This window comes from Pedobacter polysacchareus, assembly GCF_019802255.1.
In the GTDB taxonomy this organism is placed as follows: domain Bacteria; phylum Bacteroidota; class Bacteroidia; order Sphingobacteriales; family Sphingobacteriaceae; genus Pedobacter; species Pedobacter polysacchareus.
The window spans coordinates 217929-236818 of record NZ_JAHYSS010000005.1 but is presented as its reverse complement, the minus strand read 5'-3'; the positions used below and the strand labels follow the sequence as shown (position 1 = coordinate 236818).

Annotated in this window: 16 protein-coding genes and 1 tRNA gene; 10 read left to right on the top strand and 7 right to left on the bottom strand. The window is 36.6% G+C overall.

Annotation, left to right across the window (positions count from 1 at the left end):
* Window positions 1-82: 82 nt before the first annotated feature.
* From K7X70_RS15660 to K7X70_RS15640, 5 genes are all read right to left on the bottom strand, one after another.
* Complete coding sequence (locus tag K7X70_RS15660) at window positions 83-1252, bottom strand: FecR family protein (protein WP_222537939.1); 1170 nt, start codon at window positions 1250-1252, stop codon at window positions 83-85.
* A 101-nt stretch (window positions 1253-1353) separates the two neighbouring features.
* Window positions 1354-1968 carry an RNA polymerase sigma factor gene (locus tag K7X70_RS15655; protein WP_222537938.1) on the bottom strand — a complete coding sequence of 205 codons (615 nt, stop codon included), beginning with the start codon at window positions 1966-1968 and terminating at the stop codon, window positions 1354-1356.
* Window positions 1969-2210: 242 nt separating this feature from the next.
* A complete protein-coding gene (locus tag K7X70_RS15650) occupies window positions 2211-2996 on the bottom strand; it encodes a CPBP family intramembrane glutamic endopeptidase (protein ID WP_222537937.1) in 786 nt (261 codons plus the stop codon).
* A gap of 123 nt (window positions 2997-3119) precedes the next feature.
* Window positions 3120-3884, bottom strand: coding sequence for a LytR/AlgR family response regulator transcription factor (locus K7X70_RS15645; protein WP_255607305.1), 765 nt, complete (start codon window positions 3882-3884; stop codon window positions 3120-3122).
* A complete protein-coding gene (locus K7X70_RS15640; RefSeq protein ID WP_222537936.1) occupies window positions 3877-5802 on the bottom strand; it encodes a sensor histidine kinase in 1926 nt (641 codons plus the stop codon). The genes K7X70_RS15645 and K7X70_RS15640 overlap by 8 nt, the downstream gene beginning before the upstream one ends.
* Before the next feature lie 524 nt (window positions 5803-6326).
* On the opposite strand from K7X70_RS15640, the gene K7X70_RS15635 reads away from it, so the two are divergent.
* The 9 genes from K7X70_RS15635 (at window position 6327) to K7X70_RS15595 (ending at window position 16377) form a co-directional block, all read left to right on the top strand.
* A complete protein-coding gene (locus K7X70_RS15635) occupies window positions 6327-6518 on the top strand; it encodes a hypothetical protein (protein WP_222537935.1) in 192 nt (63 codons plus the stop codon).
* Between the two features lie 359 nt (window positions 6519-6877).
* A complete protein-coding gene (locus tag K7X70_RS15630) occupies window positions 6878-7075 on the top strand; it encodes a hypothetical protein (protein ID WP_222537934.1) in 198 nt (65 codons plus the stop codon).
* Between the two features lie 140 nt (window positions 7076-7215).
* Window positions 7216-8181 (top strand): grasp-with-spasm system ATP-grasp peptide maturase, encoded by a 966-nt coding sequence (gene gwsG, locus K7X70_RS15625; protein WP_222537933.1) that lies wholly within the window; start codon window positions 7216-7218, stop codon window positions 8179-8181.
* A 380-nt stretch (window positions 8182-8561) separates the two neighbouring features.
* Window positions 8562-9446: a hypothetical protein gene (locus tag K7X70_RS15620; protein WP_222537932.1), complete on the top strand. Its 885-nt coding sequence runs from the start codon at window positions 8562-8564 to the stop codon at window positions 9444-9446.
* Between the two features lies 1 nt (window position 9447).
* Window positions 9448-11640, top strand: coding sequence for a peptidase domain-containing ABC transporter (locus K7X70_RS15615; RefSeq protein WP_222537931.1), 2193 nt, complete (start codon window positions 9448-9450; stop codon window positions 11638-11640).
* A complete protein-coding gene (locus K7X70_RS15610; protein ID WP_222537930.1) occupies window positions 11630-12934 on the top strand; it encodes an HlyD family secretion protein in 1305 nt (434 codons plus the stop codon). The genes K7X70_RS15615 and K7X70_RS15610 overlap by 11 nt, the downstream gene beginning before the upstream one ends.
* A 268-nt stretch (window positions 12935-13202) precedes the next feature.
* The gene (locus tag K7X70_RS15605; protein WP_255607300.1) at window positions 13203-13766 is read left to right on the top strand and encodes a Crp/Fnr family transcriptional regulator; all 564 of its coding nucleotides are present in this window, start codon (window positions 13203-13205) and stop codon (window positions 13764-13766) included.
* Window positions 13767-13848: 82 nt separating this feature from the next.
* A complete protein-coding gene (ilvD, locus tag K7X70_RS15600) occupies window positions 13849-15537 on the top strand; it encodes a dihydroxy-acid dehydratase (RefSeq protein ID WP_222537929.1) in 1689 nt (562 codons plus the stop codon).
* 291 nt (window positions 15538-15828) lie between these two features.
* Window positions 15829-16377 carry a Fic family protein gene (locus K7X70_RS15595; protein WP_255607299.1) on the top strand — a complete coding sequence of 183 codons (549 nt, stop codon included), beginning with the start codon at window positions 15829-15831 and terminating at the stop codon, window positions 16375-16377.
* Between the two features lie 244 nt (window positions 16378-16621).
* Here the strand turns inward: K7X70_RS15595 and K7X70_RS15590 are convergent, their stop codons facing one another.
* A complete protein-coding gene (locus K7X70_RS15590) occupies window positions 16622-17416 on the bottom strand; it encodes an NIPSNAP family protein (protein ID WP_222537928.1) in 795 nt (264 codons plus the stop codon).
* A gap of 308 nt (window positions 17417-17724) precedes the next feature.
* Window positions 17725-17804 (bottom strand) — tRNA-Leu (locus K7X70_RS15585).
* 155 nt (window positions 17805-17959) lie between these two features.
* Between K7X70_RS15585 and K7X70_RS15580 the strand changes: the two genes are divergently transcribed.
* The gene (locus tag K7X70_RS15580) at window positions 17960-18814 is read left to right on the top strand and encodes a cupin-like domain-containing protein (protein WP_222537927.1); all 855 of its coding nucleotides are present in this window, start codon (window positions 17960-17962) and stop codon (window positions 18812-18814) included.
* The last annotated feature ends 76 nt before the right edge of the window (window positions 18815-18890 follow it).

Genomic DNA, 18890 nt, shown 5'->3' with positions numbered 1-18890 from the left:
TATTATTCAAGACAACCCATTCATGGCCAGGATTCGGATGACAGTCCTTTCCTGGCTTTTTGGATTATCGGTATAGGTATGGTTATTTCATCACGATAATCCTCCTTCCTTCAATTTTAAAATGAACGCTTTTTGTATCTTCCAGCATTTCCAATACCTGTGATATGTTCTTAGCTCTGGAAATTGTTCCATTGAATTCTTCCTCGGATATCGGCCCATGATATTCAACACTGACATCGTACCACCTTGAAATTTTACGCATAATGGATTCGATCTTCTCATTATTAAACCGGAAGTAATTATCCTTCCAAGCCATTACTTCTTCCAGATCAGCCTCAATGACATTTATTTTATCATTCAATTTCACCCTTGTTTGTTGTCCTGGTCTAATCATGATGCCTGCACTGTGGTTCGGCTCCACACGAACACTTCCTTCTAAAAGCGTTGTTCTGGCCTCTTTATCTTCAGCATAACTATTTACATTAAAGTGTGTGCCTAAGACTTCTACTGTCTGCTGGCTGGAAATAACCTTAAAAGGCATTTTTTTATTCTTGGAGACTTCAAAATAGGCTTCTCCCTGGAGCTCTACCTTACGTTCCTTTCCTGTAAAAACCGAAGGATATTTTAATGAGGAGGCCGCATTCAACCAGACATGCGTACCATCCGGCAGCAGGATCTGGTATTGTCCGCCTCTGGGTGTTTCAATGACATTGTAATCATTTCCACCTGATGGCTGATCACCAGTAATGGTATAAACCAATTGCCCATCATGTGTCTTTGTAATCTGCAAACCATTCTGTGCAGACAAAGTTCCATTCTCCAAATCAGTTAAAATGATTCTTTTTCCATTACCCAAAGTTAAATAGGCCTTATTGCCACCAGGTTTAATGTGAGTGGTATGTTTCACATATGCTCCCCGGTTGTCAGAAGGCATCCTTGTAAAAAAGACTACACTTAGGGCCGCAATCAGTAAGATCGACGCCGCCACAGCAATCGGTTTCCATAAGAAAGTTGGCTTGGCTTTTTGCTGAGGTGTAGCCACAATACGATCAAAAATCTGATTGGCATGAGACGGATCCATTACACTCATTTCCTGTTCAGAGAAGTCATACCACCCTTCATCAATGATCTCCTCTAAACTCCCCTTCAAATTTGGATCTGCCAGCAGGGTCTTCCATTCCAAATGTTCCAGGTTGGTCAAAGTCCCAGCCTGATAATGCTGGTATAAAAATCGTAATCTATATTTGGTCATTTTTACGTTCAATAACGGGATGATCTTCTTGCATCAGAAGACATCCTTTTTTATAAAGACGACTGAGGTTAAAATTCGGGGGTGTTGATTTGGTTATTTTTTTAGAATAGTTTAAAAATAACCAACAGGACAGCGAGGTCTGTGTGTGTTTTTAAATAACTTCTTAAAAACCTTAAAGCAAGTTTCATATAACTTTGAACAGTAAGGACAGATAAATTTAAACGCAGTGCTGCTTCTTCATATTTTAATCCTTCCTGATGACACAATTGATAAACCAGTTTCTGCTGCTGAGGCAGTAAGGCTATGCCATTATTTAGCACCCTCCTCATATCATTCAGCAGCACTTGTTCTTCAGTCTCATTATGAGTTTCCTCCCAGGTGAGTCCAAGTTTACGGTCAGTTCTAAGTTCCAGTTCCTTACGCCGCAGGATATCAATAGCGCAGTTACGGACTATCTTTTTCAGATAACTATCCAGATTATTTATAGTCATCAGTTGAGGTCCCATTAGCCACAATTTAAGCATACTCTCCTGTACTGCTTCTTCGGCCAAAAGCTGTGAATGTAGGATCCTGATGGAAAAAGTATAAATTTTGTTATAATATTTATGATAAATTATCCTGAAAGCATGATGATCACCACCCGCAACTTTTGAAAGTAAATCACTTTCACTGACTAAGGTTTCATTTAAATGAATTAGCATTTTTAAATTTGTCAATACCCCCCTTTAAGATTGAAAAAATTAAACCAGACGCTTATATATTCAATGTTAACCATAAATTTTAAAAGAACAACACCAAGCTGGTTATTTTTTACGGTGGATTTTATTAGAAATTTTTTCTCAGTAAAACAAGGAAGAAATTTCATAACAGCATAATCAGCGTCAAAATTCTGAAGCTAGAAGAGAAATTCAAGTCCAAAATAGGCGATTGGTATATGGGACTGAATACTACAAATTTGCTATATACCCTTTTTTAATAGTAATGTTTGTCTGTTAACCCTTAGTTTTAGACCTTTCTTTCTTTTGTATAAAACGGTAAACAGTATTGCCGTAAAGATGGTCATCCCCCTGAAAGCATTTGCTTTAAAATCACCTAGTGCCGAACTGTCAACTTCAAATAAGTTCCATGAAAGATTCATTAAAGTATGTGTAAAAATTGGAACCCATAGATTATAATCCCACTCAACATACAACCACGCAAAAAAGATAGCTCCTGAAAAAGTAATTAAAAAAATTCCGATTAGTTCACTTATAATTTGACTTTGGTATAAATGTCCGGAAGCGAAAATTAATGCACCCAGAAGTATGGACGGTATAAAACCCAGATTAGTCTTTCTAAACAATTGCCCAAACAGAAAACCTCTAAAATATAGTTCTTCCATAAAGCCAGCAATGATAGTTCCTGCAATTAAATTCTCAATGTCTATTTGTTGATTAAATTTAAAAAAGATTAAACCGCCTACAAACATTGGCGTACTGAATAACAGACTTGTCCATATTGCAGGTAAAACGTCCAATGAAAGCCCAAGATTTCTAAAAAAACAAGTTGTTTTGTTAATGAAAAATGTTCCTGTGAAAATTGGAATTCCAATTATTAAATAGGTTAAAACATAACTAATCAGCCCCTGCTGGGTAATCTTATCCAGTCCAATTTTTATAGGCTTAAAATTTAAAAAAAAATAATGGTAAGCTGCAAAACTTAACAAAACAAGAAGAACTGTTTTAAATGTTTGGCTTGATTTCATCTTTTGTTACTGAAGATAGGCTAACTGTTAAATGGTGTAGACCTTTCAAATATAGCAATTGATTACAAGTCAAAAAACAGGAGTTAATTTTCAGCAACACCACAAAAGAAGAATTGAAAGAACTTACGTTATGTTTTCCAGATATCTCAAAACCTCATCTTTTTTCCTACTGGAAACGAGTATATTTTCTTTGTTTTCCATTTGCAAATATCCTTCTCTATAATATTTTTTAACGTATTTAAAATTGACCAAATAAGACTGATGACACCTTAAAAAGCCAAACTGAGTAAGCAAAATCTCATATTCTTTCAATCCTCTGGAAACTAAAATCTCACTACCATTCTTCAAATAAAATGTAGTGTAGCCTCGATCGCTTTTGCAAAACATGATATCTTCAATCGCTACTACTTCTATATATTCAAGACTTTTTAATGCAATACGTCTTGTTTCTGCCACACCTCTAGCAAGATAATGTTCTTTAGCAATTTCAAGTTGCTGCTGTTCTATAGTCTCTTGATAATGGTGATGATAACATTTATTCAAATACGCTATTAATGATATTTCATCAATTGGCTTGAGTAAATAACCAAATGCGCCCAAATTAAGCGCTTGGATGGCATATTGATCATACGCTGTTAGAAAAATAACCTGAAAATCGGCAACACCTATTTCATTAAATAAATGAAAACTATCTCCATCTTTAAGCCTAATATCAGCCAAAATCATATTTGGCCTTAAAACTGGGATTTCTTTTTTTGCAATTGCAATTTCCCCTGCAAAACCAACTACTTCGATATAATCTATCTTTTTTACAATTTGCTGGATATGTTGTAAAATTCGAATTTCATCTTCTAAAATGTAAAGTTTCATAGCAATCATCTTATTCATTAATTATTGGTATTGTAATTTCAACCCGCACACCTTTTGCATCAGGGCCTATATTATCTGCTACTTTAAAGTGGGCCTTTTGGCTACGGGATGTAAATAAAAGATCGAACCGCTCTTTCAAAATAATTTGTGCTAACGATTGCTTTTTCTGCTTATCGGTTTCCATTTTGGTTAAGCCACTACCATTATCATCTATCTCAATCATTAAACTATTGTCTTCCAATCTGAAAGAGATGGTCAACAAACCTTTATAGGCAATGTTCCTAAAACCATGTTCTATGGCATTTTCGACAAAGGGTTGTATTAACATGGGCGGAATTAAAATCTCATTTTGATCTAACTCGTCGTCCACTGTAATTTTATAATCGAAAGCTCCAGCATAACGCATTTGCTGGAGTTGAATATAGTTTTCTAAGGAAGTTATTTCTTCTTCAATTTCAATGAAATCCTTTCTATTTTGCTCTAAAACACCTCTCAACAGTCCAGAAAATGACTTCAGGTAACTTACCGATTCATCTGTATGCCCTGAGGCGATTAGGCTCTGCAAATTAGCGATAGCATTGAAAATAAAATGCGGATTTAGTTGTGACTGTAACATTTTCTGCTCCATATTCAACCGATCCACGTCAGATTTCAACAACTTATTTTTCTCTTTCAATCTTTGTTGGCGATAAAAACCATATAGAAAGGAAAGCACACTTATGAAAACCAATAAACTTAAGAATATTGTCCAACGCTGTTGTTTAATGATAGTTTCATTCAGCTGGTTCCTGCTTTTTAGTTGCTGTATATTTTGGTCTTTATTTTCAGTTTCGTATTTCTCGTGCATCTCCGCCACTTTGACTGCCTCAATGGCTTTATTATTACGAATTTCAATGGTATGGGCAGAATCTGCAGCTTCCAAAGCTTTTACAAAATCGCCTTTCATTTTATAGGAGTCTATTAAACCTAAATAATAAACTTTATTTTGTTTACCAGATGCACTCTTACGCTCTAGAGCAATACCTTCTTTATAATAATAAATTGCAGAATCTGGTTGCTTATTGAGGTTAAAAGCTGTAGCCAAATTATTGAAGGCTATATCATTTAGATTATTCGTTTTTTTAAGGTAGTTGAAATAGATTTTACTACAGGCCAATGCTTTTGTATGTTGCATTTGTGCGCTATAAATTTGAGACTCGTTATCGTAAGTACGAGCAATAGCCAAACTATCGCCACCTTTTTGGGCCAAAATGCGGGCACGAGAATTATAATAGGCCATTTTCTTAAAATCTCCCAGACGAGATGCTAATAAGAAAGAGATATCGAAATACCGTTGCTTAATAACCGAATGTGATTTGTAAGGATGGTTTTCAAAATACACCGCAGCATAAGCCAAAGATTTTTCCTCATTGTGATTTTGATAGTAAGCCCTGGCCAGCAGATCATAAAAACGATAGGTCAGTTTACTTTTTATACGCTCAGCTTCTTCAATTGCAGTAAAAATACGTTTCATCACAACAGACTCGACCATTGCACCGTTGCCCATTGCAAGGTCTAATGCATTTAATTTCCTCAACAGTTCAACGTCATTGGGCGTCTGCCCTCCTTTCATCAGCTCAAATTCTGCCAATGCACTATCTCTCTTTTTTTCAAGATTAAATTTTCTCGCTCTAAAATAGTGGAAATAAGGATTTTGATCTCGATTGGGTTGCTGCGAAAGTAGACTATCTTCTTGATCAATGATTTTCTTCACGTTAGCGGCGGCAAGTGTATCAAATGAAATGATCAGTGCTAAGTAGTCTTTTGGATTTTCAGTGTTTACGATAGTTACATTTTTGCTCGTAGAACTGGCATCTTGCCGGTTACAGGAACCAAGTAAGAACAAACTTAATGTTAGGCATAAGACAGGAACTCCACTTTTTCTATAATTATTCATTAATTGTGTATTGACTTATCAAAGTATATCGAAACCATTTCCTAAATATATTAACAGTACACTTTAATTGATAGCCTTATTAAATATTCGTTACATTCTAACCTTTATTCGATTAAATCGGCCCTTTATTTGGTTTAGGAATAACAGTTGATTCAGCATCCAGAATTGACTACTTAAGCTTATCTAAAAATATAATTAAATGTAATATTTATCAATTTTTTTTAGCCAAAAAGCAAGACCACGCTACTAAACGAGTTTTCATTCGCGAATATTCACAGATACTTTACGAATATGGGTTCAAACCCATCACATATCAACTGTCACTTGTGTGGCCAGTAGTTTGTGTCGAATTTTAAGATGTAATTAAACTTGTAACCCTTGGTTCGAGATTTAATTACCACCTAAATATGCAATTTATATCCTGTGCTTGTAGACGTACAAATAACGCAGTTATAAATAGCTGATCAGCAGAAACCTAAACGCCAGGGTATGTTGGCGATCTAACTATTAACAGAAGTTTAATTATGAAAACAACCAAAAGATTATTCGAAAAAAGTATTGAATTAAAAGATTGCCAGATCAACGGCGGCAAACTTGGATTCAGCAATCAATTATCTGTAGCAGAAACAGGAACAAGAGAAAACCCTGATACTTGCACAGACGTTGGCTTTGACCAGCCTGGAACTAACGTACCAATTGGTTTCGGACTACGCTAACAGGAAAACAATCCCTTCTTATTTTAAAATTTGACGCAAAATTAGAACTCTTGAATAATCATCAAGATCTCTATTTAAAGTTTCAAAATTTAAAAGTTGTCAATCGAATGAATAATAATCAGAAAAAAATGAAAAACAGCAAAAAATTGTTCGAGAAAAAAATCGAACTACAGAATAGTCAAATTAGTGGAGGACTTGATAATGTAACTTACAAAAACACAAGCCATACCTATACAAATAATCAAGGTTGTACTGTGATAAACTCACAAGTAGTTACAGACAGTAAACAACTTGTTGAAGAATGCTTTTTCACAAGTTGTCCATAACGAACCATCTATTAAAAACTTAATTTATAAGATATGAAAAACAGCAAAAAATTGTTGGAGAAAAAAATAGTACTAGAAAACAGCCAAGTTAACGGTGGCCTTGCTATGGGAACCCACGCCCTATGCAGCAAATATACTTATGGTGAAAACTGTGCAGATAAATCAATAGCAATGTACGACGATCAGGGTCAAACAATTGGCACTGTCGCTAATTCATCATGGCAAACTTAATTAACTAACTCAAATACCCATCGAGCTATAATAGGCTCGATGGTTTTATTTGCTTTTGAAACGGGAGCCACCGGTCTTTATGGTTTAAACTCCTTGTTTCTCAAACACAAATGACCAGGCAAAAAAATAGGTGGCTGAAAATGCTGGCTGTTAAAAATCAAAAATCCAATTACGTGATATTAATATTTTCAATAAATAGCGATTATTCTACCAGTTCTGTCATCAGCTGGCTTATACGGCTAAATAAGCCGTTTATTAGAATCAATGAAGATACCTTATTAGAACTGCTTTGGCTTACCTCTTCAGATTTTGCCATCACCATAAATGGGAAAACAGTTTTGGGCAGTCAGATTACCAAAATGTGGTACCGCAGGGGTGGATTGGATCTTTTTGCCAGATTTAAGAACATTTTAATTAAAGATTATCTACGCACTGAGCATACCGCCCTGATAGAATATTTTTATTATAGGCTGGATAAAATTCCTTCGGTAAATAAATTCAAAAACAGCGACATCAACAAACTGTATTTAATGGAACTTTGTGAACAATATGGTGTTTTAGCTCCCAAATACTTAGTTACAAGTTGTAAAAACACAGTTGCCAATTTTTTCGAGCAAGAAAAGCGTATTATTTCTAAGCCTATTAGCACCCCCTTTTCCATACAAGATGAGGAAGATTTCTCGCACATGGCCTATACCTCCATGGTTAGTCCAGAAGATATTGATGCCCTCCCAGAGCAATTTGTGCCTACTTTTTTTCAGCAGGCCATCACTAAAGCCTATGAGATTAGAGTTTTTTACCTGAATGGTAAATTTTACGCCATGGCCATATTCTCCCAAAACAATAGCAATACCAATGTTGATTTCAGAAATTATGATAGAGATAAACCAAATAGGGTTGCACCGTATGCCTTAGAAAAAAAATATGAAAAAAAACTAAAAAAAATGCTTGATGCATGCGGACTTAACTGTGCATCGTTTGATGTGATTTACTCTAGTGATGATGCTAAGTATTATTTTTTAGACTTAAATCCCGTTGGGCAGTTTGGTATGGTATCATCCCCTTGCAATTACAATTTGGAGAAAGAGATTGCATTGGCACTTTAATTTTTAATCCATATAACGATAAAACCTATGAAAAAAATAAAAGACCTGATAGGTACCGGACAAGCACCATTGCACCTAAAATCATTGGTAAAAAAGCCTAAACCTAGTTACCTTATTAAAACGAGGATTTCTAAGATCTACCATACCAATAGATTACAACTGGACCTATACTTTAAATCCCCGATATGATCAAATTATATCTTCGAAACCAACTGTGCGTTCCAGTAATTGGGTTCAACAGGGCTGTAATTTACGATTTGGGTCGTAAAGACTACCATTTTATTTCAAACGAGCATTACCATATTTTAAACACCGATAGCTTTATCGATTTTACCAGGATTTCTGATCTATCTGAGCGCAGCGAACTGATAGATTATCTTTTGAATTTAGAGATTATTTTTGAAGTGGCATCAGCTCAGGAAAAGAAAAGATTTCCGAAAATATCGAAAGCCTTACACCATACTAACCAGCTAACGCACGCGGTAGTACATGTCAATATTAACAATAGTTTTATTGATTTTATAAGTCAACATCACCTTCAAAACTTAAGCATAATTTCGCCGCAAATAGACGATAAAGTGATCAACGTGATAAAGTCATTTGCCCATCTGGAGATTGATGGTATATATCTTTATATTGAAAAATTTGATGAAAAAACCTCTGACAAATATGAGCGGGAATTAGCTCGACAGCCCGTATTTTCAGTTAATTTTTTTGGGGCAGATAAGCCGCACACCAAACTAAAAGATAACATTTATTACAATTTTTTCACTGAGAATTTTGCAGATTACCAACAGCTGCTCACCAAAGACAAATTGTTTGTAAACCAAGATTTTTTTCTGGAAGCTTATAACAAACACTCCTATTACAACGGCAAAATTTATATTGACCAAAGTGGCAATATTAAAAACGGACTCAATAATTTACAAAATTTCGGCAACATTACTTCGATGACTTCTGATGAATTTCATCAAATCATTAATGGCAATTCATTTTTGGACCTTGGCAACCTCAACAAGAAACAAATCCTTGTTTGCCAGCACTGCGAATTCAGATATATGTGTACCGATACACGCGTGCCTGAAAAGGGAGCTGAATACTGGTTTCATCGTTTTGAATGTATTTATAATCCTTTTATTTCTAGATGGAACTATGAAGAAGGTTACCTCAATTTAAAAGAATCCGGAATCACTGTTTCTGAATCAGGCTGTACTATAAATAAAGATAAATTATCCGAAACCTTTAATAAAATCTGGTCAGAATAAAATGAAAAAATTCCCCTTTTATAAACAACCAGATGCAAAAGACTGTGGCCCTACTTGCTTACGCATGATAGCAAAATACTATAAAAAAAGTATACCACTTCAGCATTTGAGAACACTATCTGAAACGACCAGAGAAGGAAGTGGTTTGTTAGGGCTTAGCAACGCTGCGGAGAATTTAGGTTTTAGAACTTTAGGGGTTAAAATAGATTTTGATACTTTGGTTGCAGAAGCACCATTGCCTTGTATTGTACATTGGAACAAAAATCACTATGTGGTGGTTTATAAAATTGATAAAGCCGGAAAGGTTTATATTTCAGACCCCAGTTATGGCTTAATCACCTATCCGAAAGAAGAATTTATTAAACATTGGATTGGCGAAAATGCGAATGATAAAACTGAAGAAGGTATTGCGCTAATTTTAGAAACCAGCCCATCATTCTATAAAAATGAATTTGAGGAAGAAGAGAAAAAAACAAGTTTCTCCTTCCTATTCAGATATTTGATTAAATATAAATCACTTGTTATTCAGTTAGCATTTGGACTATTGGCAGGAAGTTTATTGTCACTTATTTTCCCTTTTCTAACTCAAAGTATTGTAGACGTTGGGATACAAAATCAGGATATTAATTTCATCTATTTGATTTTATTGGCCCAGGTGATGCTTTTTATGGGCAAAATAGGCATTGATATTATCAGAAGCTGGATTTTACTGCACCTTTCCACTCGAATTAATATCTCCATCATATCAGATTTCTTTATCAAATTAATGAGACTTCCCATCAGTTTCTTTGATACCAGAATGACAGGAGACATCATGCAACGCATTAACGATCATCATCGGATTGAGCAATTACTAACTAATTCCTCGTTAAACACGCTATTCTCCATGGTTAATCTCATCGTTTTTAGCATTGTGCTTTTGGTGTACGATTACCGTCTGTTTGTAGTTTATTTAATTGGCGCTATTCTTTACATTGCCTGGATCAGTTTTTTCCTTAAAAAGAGAAAAGAATTGGATTATAAAATGTTCTCGCAGGTTGCGCAAGAGCAAAGTACCGTCATAGAACTCATTAACGGTATGCAGGAGATAAAAATGCACAATGCAGAAAAACAGAAGCGATGGGCTTGGGAGTTTTTACAGGTAAAGTTATTCAAAATCAAAATAAAGGCGCTTTCGTTAGAGCAATGGCAATCCGTTGGTGGAGGTTTTATTAACCAGATTAAAGATATCCTGGTAAGTTTTCTAGCCGCAAAACTGGTATTAAGTGGAAACCTTACCCTGGGGATGATGCTTTCTGTGCAGTATATTATCGGGCAGCTCAATAGCCCTTTACTGCAATTAATTGATTTTATTAAACAAACGCAGGATGCTAAAATATCGCTTGAACGCCTGGGCGAAATACATGATAAAGAAGACGAAGAAGACAGCGATGAACAGTATGCCACTGAAGTTCCACAAAAAGATATCGAGTTAACCAATATTTCGTTTAAATATACGGGTTCTGATGCTTTTGTTTTTCAGGATTTAAACCTGGTTATCCCCTATCAAAAAACCACGGCCATAGTTGGGGCCAGTGGTAGTGGTAAAACAACGCTTTTAAAACTCATCACTAAATTTTACGAACCTACCCAGGGTGATATCAAAATTGGCAATACCGATATGAAAAATATTTCCCCCAGGTTTTGGCGGGATCACTGTGGGGTAGTGATGCAGGAAAGTTATGTATTTAACGATACCATCGCCAACAACATCGCCATTGGCGAAGATACCATTGACAAGCAAAAACTGAGAAAAGCAATCGAAATTGCCAACATACAAGGCTTTATAGAAAGTTTGCCGCTAAGTTACAATACTAAAATCGGGAATGAGGGCATCGGCATAAGCGGCGGTCAGAAACAGCGCTTGTTTATTGCCAGGGCAGTTTACAAGTCGCCCGAATATATATTTTTCGATGAAGCCACCAGCGCCCTGGATGCCAATAATGAAAAGATCATTATCGAAAACCTGGAGCAGTTTTTTAAAGGTAAAACGGCTATCGTTATTGCGCACAGGCTATCTACCGTTAAACATGCCGATAAAATTATTGTACTGGATAAGGGAAAGGCTATCGAAGAAGGCAATCACCAGGAATTGGTAGCCCAAAAGGGAGAATATTACAGACTAATCAAAAATCAGCTCGAACTTGGAAACTAAAAAAGATAAATTAGACGAGATCAATCTTCGCTCGGAGAGTGTGCAGGATGTATTGGCAGAGCCACCACATTGGATGTTCCGCTGGGGCAATGTGGTAATTTTGGTGATCCTGTTAATGATCTTCATGATGAGCTATTTCATCAAATATCCAGAATTTGTGCCCGCAACAATTATCGTAACCTCGCAAAATCCTCCAGAAAAACTAGAGGCACGAATAAATTCCAGACTGGAAAAGCTTCTCATTAAAGACCATCAGCAAGTTAAAAAAAACCAGATTTTAATGGTCTTACAGTCCACCGCTAATTATAAAGACATTTTACAGCTTAAAAAAATAATTGATTCCATATCACCAGCTCATATGTCCTCTTTTCCTGTTAATAAACTATCCAATTTTAAATTAGGTGAGCTTCAGGGTGACTACAATAATTTTGCTAAGGCATTTCAAGACGAAAAATTGTTTGTCAGCCTAAAACCCTATGAACCGGAAAATAAAGCCACCGAGCAAAATATCCAAGCCAATAAAAGCAGGATAGTCGCGTTAAAGCAGCAAAAAAAACTAGAATTGGCCAAATTCGAGCTAATTAAGAAAAATTATCAGCGGACAGTGCAGCTCGTAAGCCAAAAAGTAATTTCGACCTCCGAATTTGAAAATGAAAAAATTAAATTTATACAAGCAGAGCAAAGTTTAGAAAATATAGAAATTTCATTATCTCAAACCCAGGAAACGATTGCAAATCTCAATAAAACAAGAAGCGGAACAAACATTAATAATGAGAAGGACAAAAGCAATTTTGCTTTGCAAACCTTACAATTATTTGAACAATTGAAAAGGTCTTTAAGAGAATGGGAGCAAAATTATTTAATCATCTCTTCCACAGATGGTTTGGCAAGTTTTCAGCAATTTTGGGCTGAAAATCAATTTTTAAAAAGCGGCGATGCTATTTTAACTATACTGCCAGACCACAATAAAGCTTTAATTGGCAGAATGTTCATTCCTGCAGTCAACTCGGGCAAAATAGCACGCGGAGAAAAAGTGCTGATTAAACTAGATAATTATCGTTTTCAAGAATATGGAATTGTAGAAGGCAGGGTACAAAATATTTCCTTCGCTCCAGATGAAAAGGGAAATTATTATGTAGATGTTAATTTACCCAAAGGGTTAACCACCTCATATCACAAAACCCTAACTTTTGACAAAGAATTAAAAGGCAACGCAGAAATTGTGACAGAAGATTTAAGATTAATTGAACGTTTTTTTTATCAAATCAGAAAACTTACTGAAAATCACAAATAGTAATCGTTTACTGCAAAATTTAAGTCTACGGAGTCTGCCCCCCATCCATATTAAGCTCTACTTAGGATTGCAAAATTTCGATCCGAATAGCGGCTTACGAAAAGATTTTAGCAAAAAAATCAACAACGCGCCGTTCTGGTCGCAAAATACGGAATGAATTACCATAGTATGACTTAGGTACTACTGGTTTGATTTTGACCTTCGTCAATGTTTCTTAAATATTTTTGCTGCAACTTTAACTTTCAATAATGTTATATATACGATTACAATGATACTTGCAGACTTAATCCAAAAGATAACAGTGCTCAATGAGGAGCAATTAGCCACTGTCATTTCATATTTCAAACCAGTTGAAGCAAAGAAAAACGAACAGTTGCTTGAGTATGGCATGGTAGCAAACCGACTCTTCTTTATTAACAAAGGCTGTCTTCGATTGTATTATTCTAATGATGATCAAAGTATCATTACAAGGTTCATGGCATTTGAAAATACGTTCCTGACTTCTATTGTAAGCTTTATTTCCAGAACCCCTTCAGCAGAATATATCCAGGCAGTGGAAACATCAGAACTTTTGGTTATTACATACGAGGACTTTTCTTATTTAAGAAAAACAATACCTGAATGGGACAAAATGTATATTCATATTCTGGAATACGGATTAACGGTGATGACTTCCAAATTAGGTAATCTACTCACACAAAGTGCCGCTGAACGCTATCGCAATCTGCTTAAAAACAATCCTGAACTTATTCAAAGATTGTCTAACTCCAATCTTGCTGCCTATATGAATATATCGCCGGAAACGCTGAGCAGGCTAAAGTCTCAGATATAGTTTATTCATCAAGCTACATGAACCAGAACTACTATACATCACCTATCCTGACAAAATCTGCAGGTATAAATAAACTTTCAATATGAGAAGTGACGAAGTAAAAAAAGGGCATCAAAGAACACCACATAGATCATTGTTCCGAGCAACAGGATTAAAAGACGAAGATTTTGCAAAGCCATTTATCGGTGTAGCAAACTCATTTATAGAAATCATTCCAGGCCATTTTTTTCTAAATAAAGTAGCTGAGATCATAAAAGATGAAATCAAAAGAAATGGATGTGTTCCATTCGAATTTAATACCATTGGTGTTGATGATGGCATTGCTATGGGACATGATGGGATGCTGTTTTCACTACCAAGCAGAGAACTGATTGCGAGCTCCATAGAAACCGTGATGAATGCGCACAAACTTGACGCAATGATCGCGATCCCCAACTGTGACAAGATCGTTCCGGGGATGATTATGGGTGCGCTTAGGGTGAATGTGCCAACAATTTTTGTAAGCGGTGGCCCAATGGCCAAAGGATATAAAAAGGATGGAACTCCAATTGATCTGGCCTCTGCCTTTGAAGCTGTAGGGAAACACGAAGCAGGAAAAATCAGTGATGAAGAACTTCTGGATATTGAATGTAATGCCTGTCCTAGCGGAGGAAGTTGTTCGGGAATGTTTACCGCAAATTCTATGAACACTTTAATGGAAGCTATGGGTATTGCGCTACCTGGAAATGGAACAATATTGGCCCAAACAAGCGAACGTGAATCACTTTATAGAAGTGCTGCGAGACGTATTTGTCAAATAGCAAAAGATGAGGTTGCAAGTGAAAAGTTTAAGCTCAAGAACATCCTAAACGAAAATGCGATTAAGAATGCTTTTGCTGTAGATATGGCAATGGGTGGAAGTTCAAACACGGTTTTACATATGCTGGCTATTGCTAATGAAGCAGATGTTGATTTTCAACTCAAAGACATCAATGCGATCTCTAAAAAAGTTGCTCATATTGCTAAGATATCCCCTAGTTTATCAACCGTCCACATGGAAGACATTAATAAGGCTGGTGGTGTAAATGCAGTGATGAAGGAAATGACAAAAAGAGGTAATGCAGTTTTATTGGATAATTTGACAATCGGCGGGGAAACATTACTTGAAAAGATTGCGAATGCAGAGATCAAAGATAAAAATATCATCCGCACTATTGACAATCCTTACAGCCCTGTAGGCGGATTAGCCATTCTTTATGGTAATCTTGCCGAGGAAGGTGCTGTAATAAAAACAGCTGGCCTTACGGGTGCAAGGATATTTACCGGTAAAGCTGTATGTTATGATGGACAAGATGAGGCTATTGCAGGAATACTGATGAAAGAAGTAAAGGCGGGTGATGTCGTGGTCATTAGATATGAAGGTCCTAAGGGCGGACCAGGCATGCAGGAAATGTTGACCCCAACAAGTTTGATCATGGGTATGGGATTAGGAAGTTCCGTTGCACTGATTACTGATGGAAGATTTAGTGGAGCAACAAGAGGAGCGTCAATCGGCCATGTATCGCCAGAAGCTGCCGAAGGTGGAATGATTGGCTTACTTAAGAACGGTGACGAAATCCATATCGATGTAGATAATTACATCTTATCTGTTAATTTGGATGATGAGGAAATTGCGAAACGGAAAGCAACGTTTGTGCCTATTAAAAAAATCTTGCAATCAAAGTGGCTTGGTCAGTATAGAGCATTGGTTACGAATGCAAGCAACGGTGCTGTTTTAAGATCAGATTTATAATGTTGGTTAATCCTCCATCTGCTACGATTGCCAGTGGAAAGGAAGGAATCTAAATAAAATGGTTCGGAACACAGCTATGGCATCGTTCAGGAAAAACAAACCAGATGTCACTTTGGCTGAGTATCTTCCGGATGTACAATTCGAAAACATGAAGAATGAAGACAGCTCATTACAACCTCATTTGTATAAACAGTGAGCTCCATTTTATCATTTAAATACTATGCAAGGAAAAAATAATACCCTGATCCTTGATTACTTAAAGGATCATATTCGCTTCTGGAAACAGAACGTTTGCTGAAGGAACAGGAAACTGCTGAAGGTAAACCGAAAGATGATGCGACTATGTTGCTGAATCATAAAGAAGCGATCAATTTTATTGTAGCGCATCCTGACTATGTTGTGACTCTAACCATCTGGAGTATAGAGGATACACATAGTCTATTGATAAAAGATCTGGGTGTGGACAGGAACATCCGCCAGAGACGTGTAGGTATCTCCGGAACCAATTATAAGCCATTAGATAATGAGCATCAGATATGTGATGCCCTCAATGAAATGTGCATGCTGATTAACAAGAAAGAAAACATCTTTGAAAAAGCGTTACTAGCTTTAGTACTGCTATCTTATCCACAAGCTTTTAATGACTGCAATAAACGTACTGCCCGGATAGTCAGCAATGCTTTATTGATCGCTCATGGATATTGCCCTTTGTCATTTAGAACAGTAGATTCAATCGAATACAAAAAGGCAATGCTGATATTTTATGAGCAAAATAACATTAATCCTTTTAAGGAAATTTTCAAGAGTCAATTTGAATCTGCTATTAAAACCTATTTTTAGTGATTTTTTTTAAGATCGGAACAGTATTCGAAGCAACTGTTGCAAAAAATGCGACAGTTCAAAAGAAGAAATGATGGTGAAGGTAATTATCAACCTTATAAATATCAAGAATTAAAAAAGCCTTTAGATATCATCTAAAGGCCCCCACTAAATATATTTTTAATGATTTTTCCCATATGGGAAAAATTTATGTACCTCTTTGCTTTTTCATAGCTAAACATAGATTATCATGCCTTCGTCCTGGCTAGATCTGCGAATACTCCGTAGGCTGAAGAAATGTGGTCGTTATCTTAGATACAAGCTTTGAGTCTGCATATTCCGGAATCACACTGATTTTCTTCCATTCAGGATCAGCACTAAAAGATTTCCAATGCTGGTCGTGCGCGGCCATATCATCGAAGGTAACCATATAAATGAGGTTGGGTCGGGCCTCTCCTATGATCGTTTCTCCAAAGAAAACCGGCTTAAAACCTAGCCGTTTGAAAATATCAATCTCTCCTTTATCATTGAACATCTCACGTTTCTTTGCTCCTGCCGCCTCAGTTGCATGCTCATATCTACGCAGCTCGAAAATACGTTTATCCTTCGGTGGGAGCTCTATGCCAGGCATGTTTTTAAAGGCTTTAAGTAAGGAACTTTTTATACGCTCATATGCCGGTTCTGTTGCCGAAGCATTCAGATAGGCAGCACCTGCTGTGGTATAGAGTTTATCCTGTTCAAGCCTGTTATTTATCGTTTCAAACTCCTGTAGCGATTGATAAGGGATTAGCGCAACCAATATCGATTGGCCTGAAGGCTTAAGTTCGGTAAATACACCGACGTTTTTAATGCCCAGTCTGTTCAATGCAGGAATTGCTGCTTTTTCAAAATAGTCTTCCACCAGGGTCTGCTGGTTAGCATCCTTTAAGGTATAGGTCCTAAGTTCATAATAAAAGTGTGTCTTATTGTCAGGTTTAGTTTGAGCAAATCCAATCCGCGGTAGTATTGCGGCGGCAGCACTGCTTAAGATTGTTGTCTTTACGAAAACACGTCTTTTCATATTAGATGTCAGTTTAACAGAGATGAATTTTACAAAAAAAATGGTTGCATCTATTTACAAGGTTCAATCCTCCAAGTTATTATTTAAATATAATATATGTAGTATGTAAAGAAACAAAAAATCACCTTATCGGTCGCTGTATTAAGCCATCTACGACCTCTGATATGATAACACCTTATGCCCGGGAATACGGGAATAGAGAAATCCTGAATCACAATCGGGTCAATCCCATTGATCGGCAACTGTTGTGCGGCCACAAAATAGCCGGAAAGCAAAAAAGCCTTAGATTTCTCTAAGGCTTTCCAATGTACCCGGAGCCGGAGTCGAACCGGCACGGTTTCCCACAGGTGTTTGAGACCAGCGCGTCTACCAATTCCGCCATCCGGGCATTTATTTCCTTAGCGGGTCGCAAATATATAAATGTTTTTTTAACTATTCTAAAAAATACTTAACTTCATGTAGGGATTAATGTAGTGTTCTTATACCTTTTTTAAACCTGGTATTTACAATATTTGCGCAAACAATAGCTCATTATAGGGAATTATGATAACAATTGAAAGAAGGAAAGACCTCTCTTACAAGGAATTCATAGAGAAGTATCAAAAGCCCGGTATTCCGGTCATCCTCGAAAATGCAACCCAGGTATGGAAATCCAACCTGATTTTTACACCCGAATTTTTCAGAGAAAAGTTTGGAGATCGAACCACTTGGTTTTCCAACAAGCAATATACGATATCGGAATTGCTGGACTTAACAGCCAATAGTACCAAAGAAAACCCAGCCCCCTACCCTGTTAAATTCAACATCCTCACCCAGCTCCCGGAAATCCTGGAATACATGGATCCCATGGACATGACCCTGGTAAAACCGAATTGGCTGAACCACAAAATCCTAAAGAACAAACTAGGAAACGGGATGGATTTACACATCGGCGGTGCAGGAAATCATTATTCTGTCCATAAAGACGCTTATGATGTTCATGCCTGGCTGATTCAGCTGTATGGTGAAAAAGATGTGATCATTTTCCCAAGGGATCAGGAGGAATTAATGTATCCTGGAAAAGGCGGGCTATTAGAATCCAGATCGCCAATAGACATCTCTAACCCTGATTACGAAAAATACCCCAGGTTCAGAGAAGCCACCCCTACCACCATTACATTAAAAGCAGGAGAAGTACTGTATATCCCAAGTGGAATATGGCATACTACGAAAGCACATGGTCAGAACATTTCTACGATTATCGATCAGGTGAACAGCTCCAATTATAAAGCCTGGAGAAGAGATGTTTACGTGTATAAAAAATACCACAACAAATACCGAGCAATCTTAGATTATGGCGCTGCAACAGCGATTGGCAATGCTTTCAAATTAGGCGAATTGATGGGGATGAAATTTTAAATTAAAAATCTGGAGCCCAATAACAATTGGATTCCGGATTTTTTAAAATTACATTAGCCCTCTCAAATCAATAGAC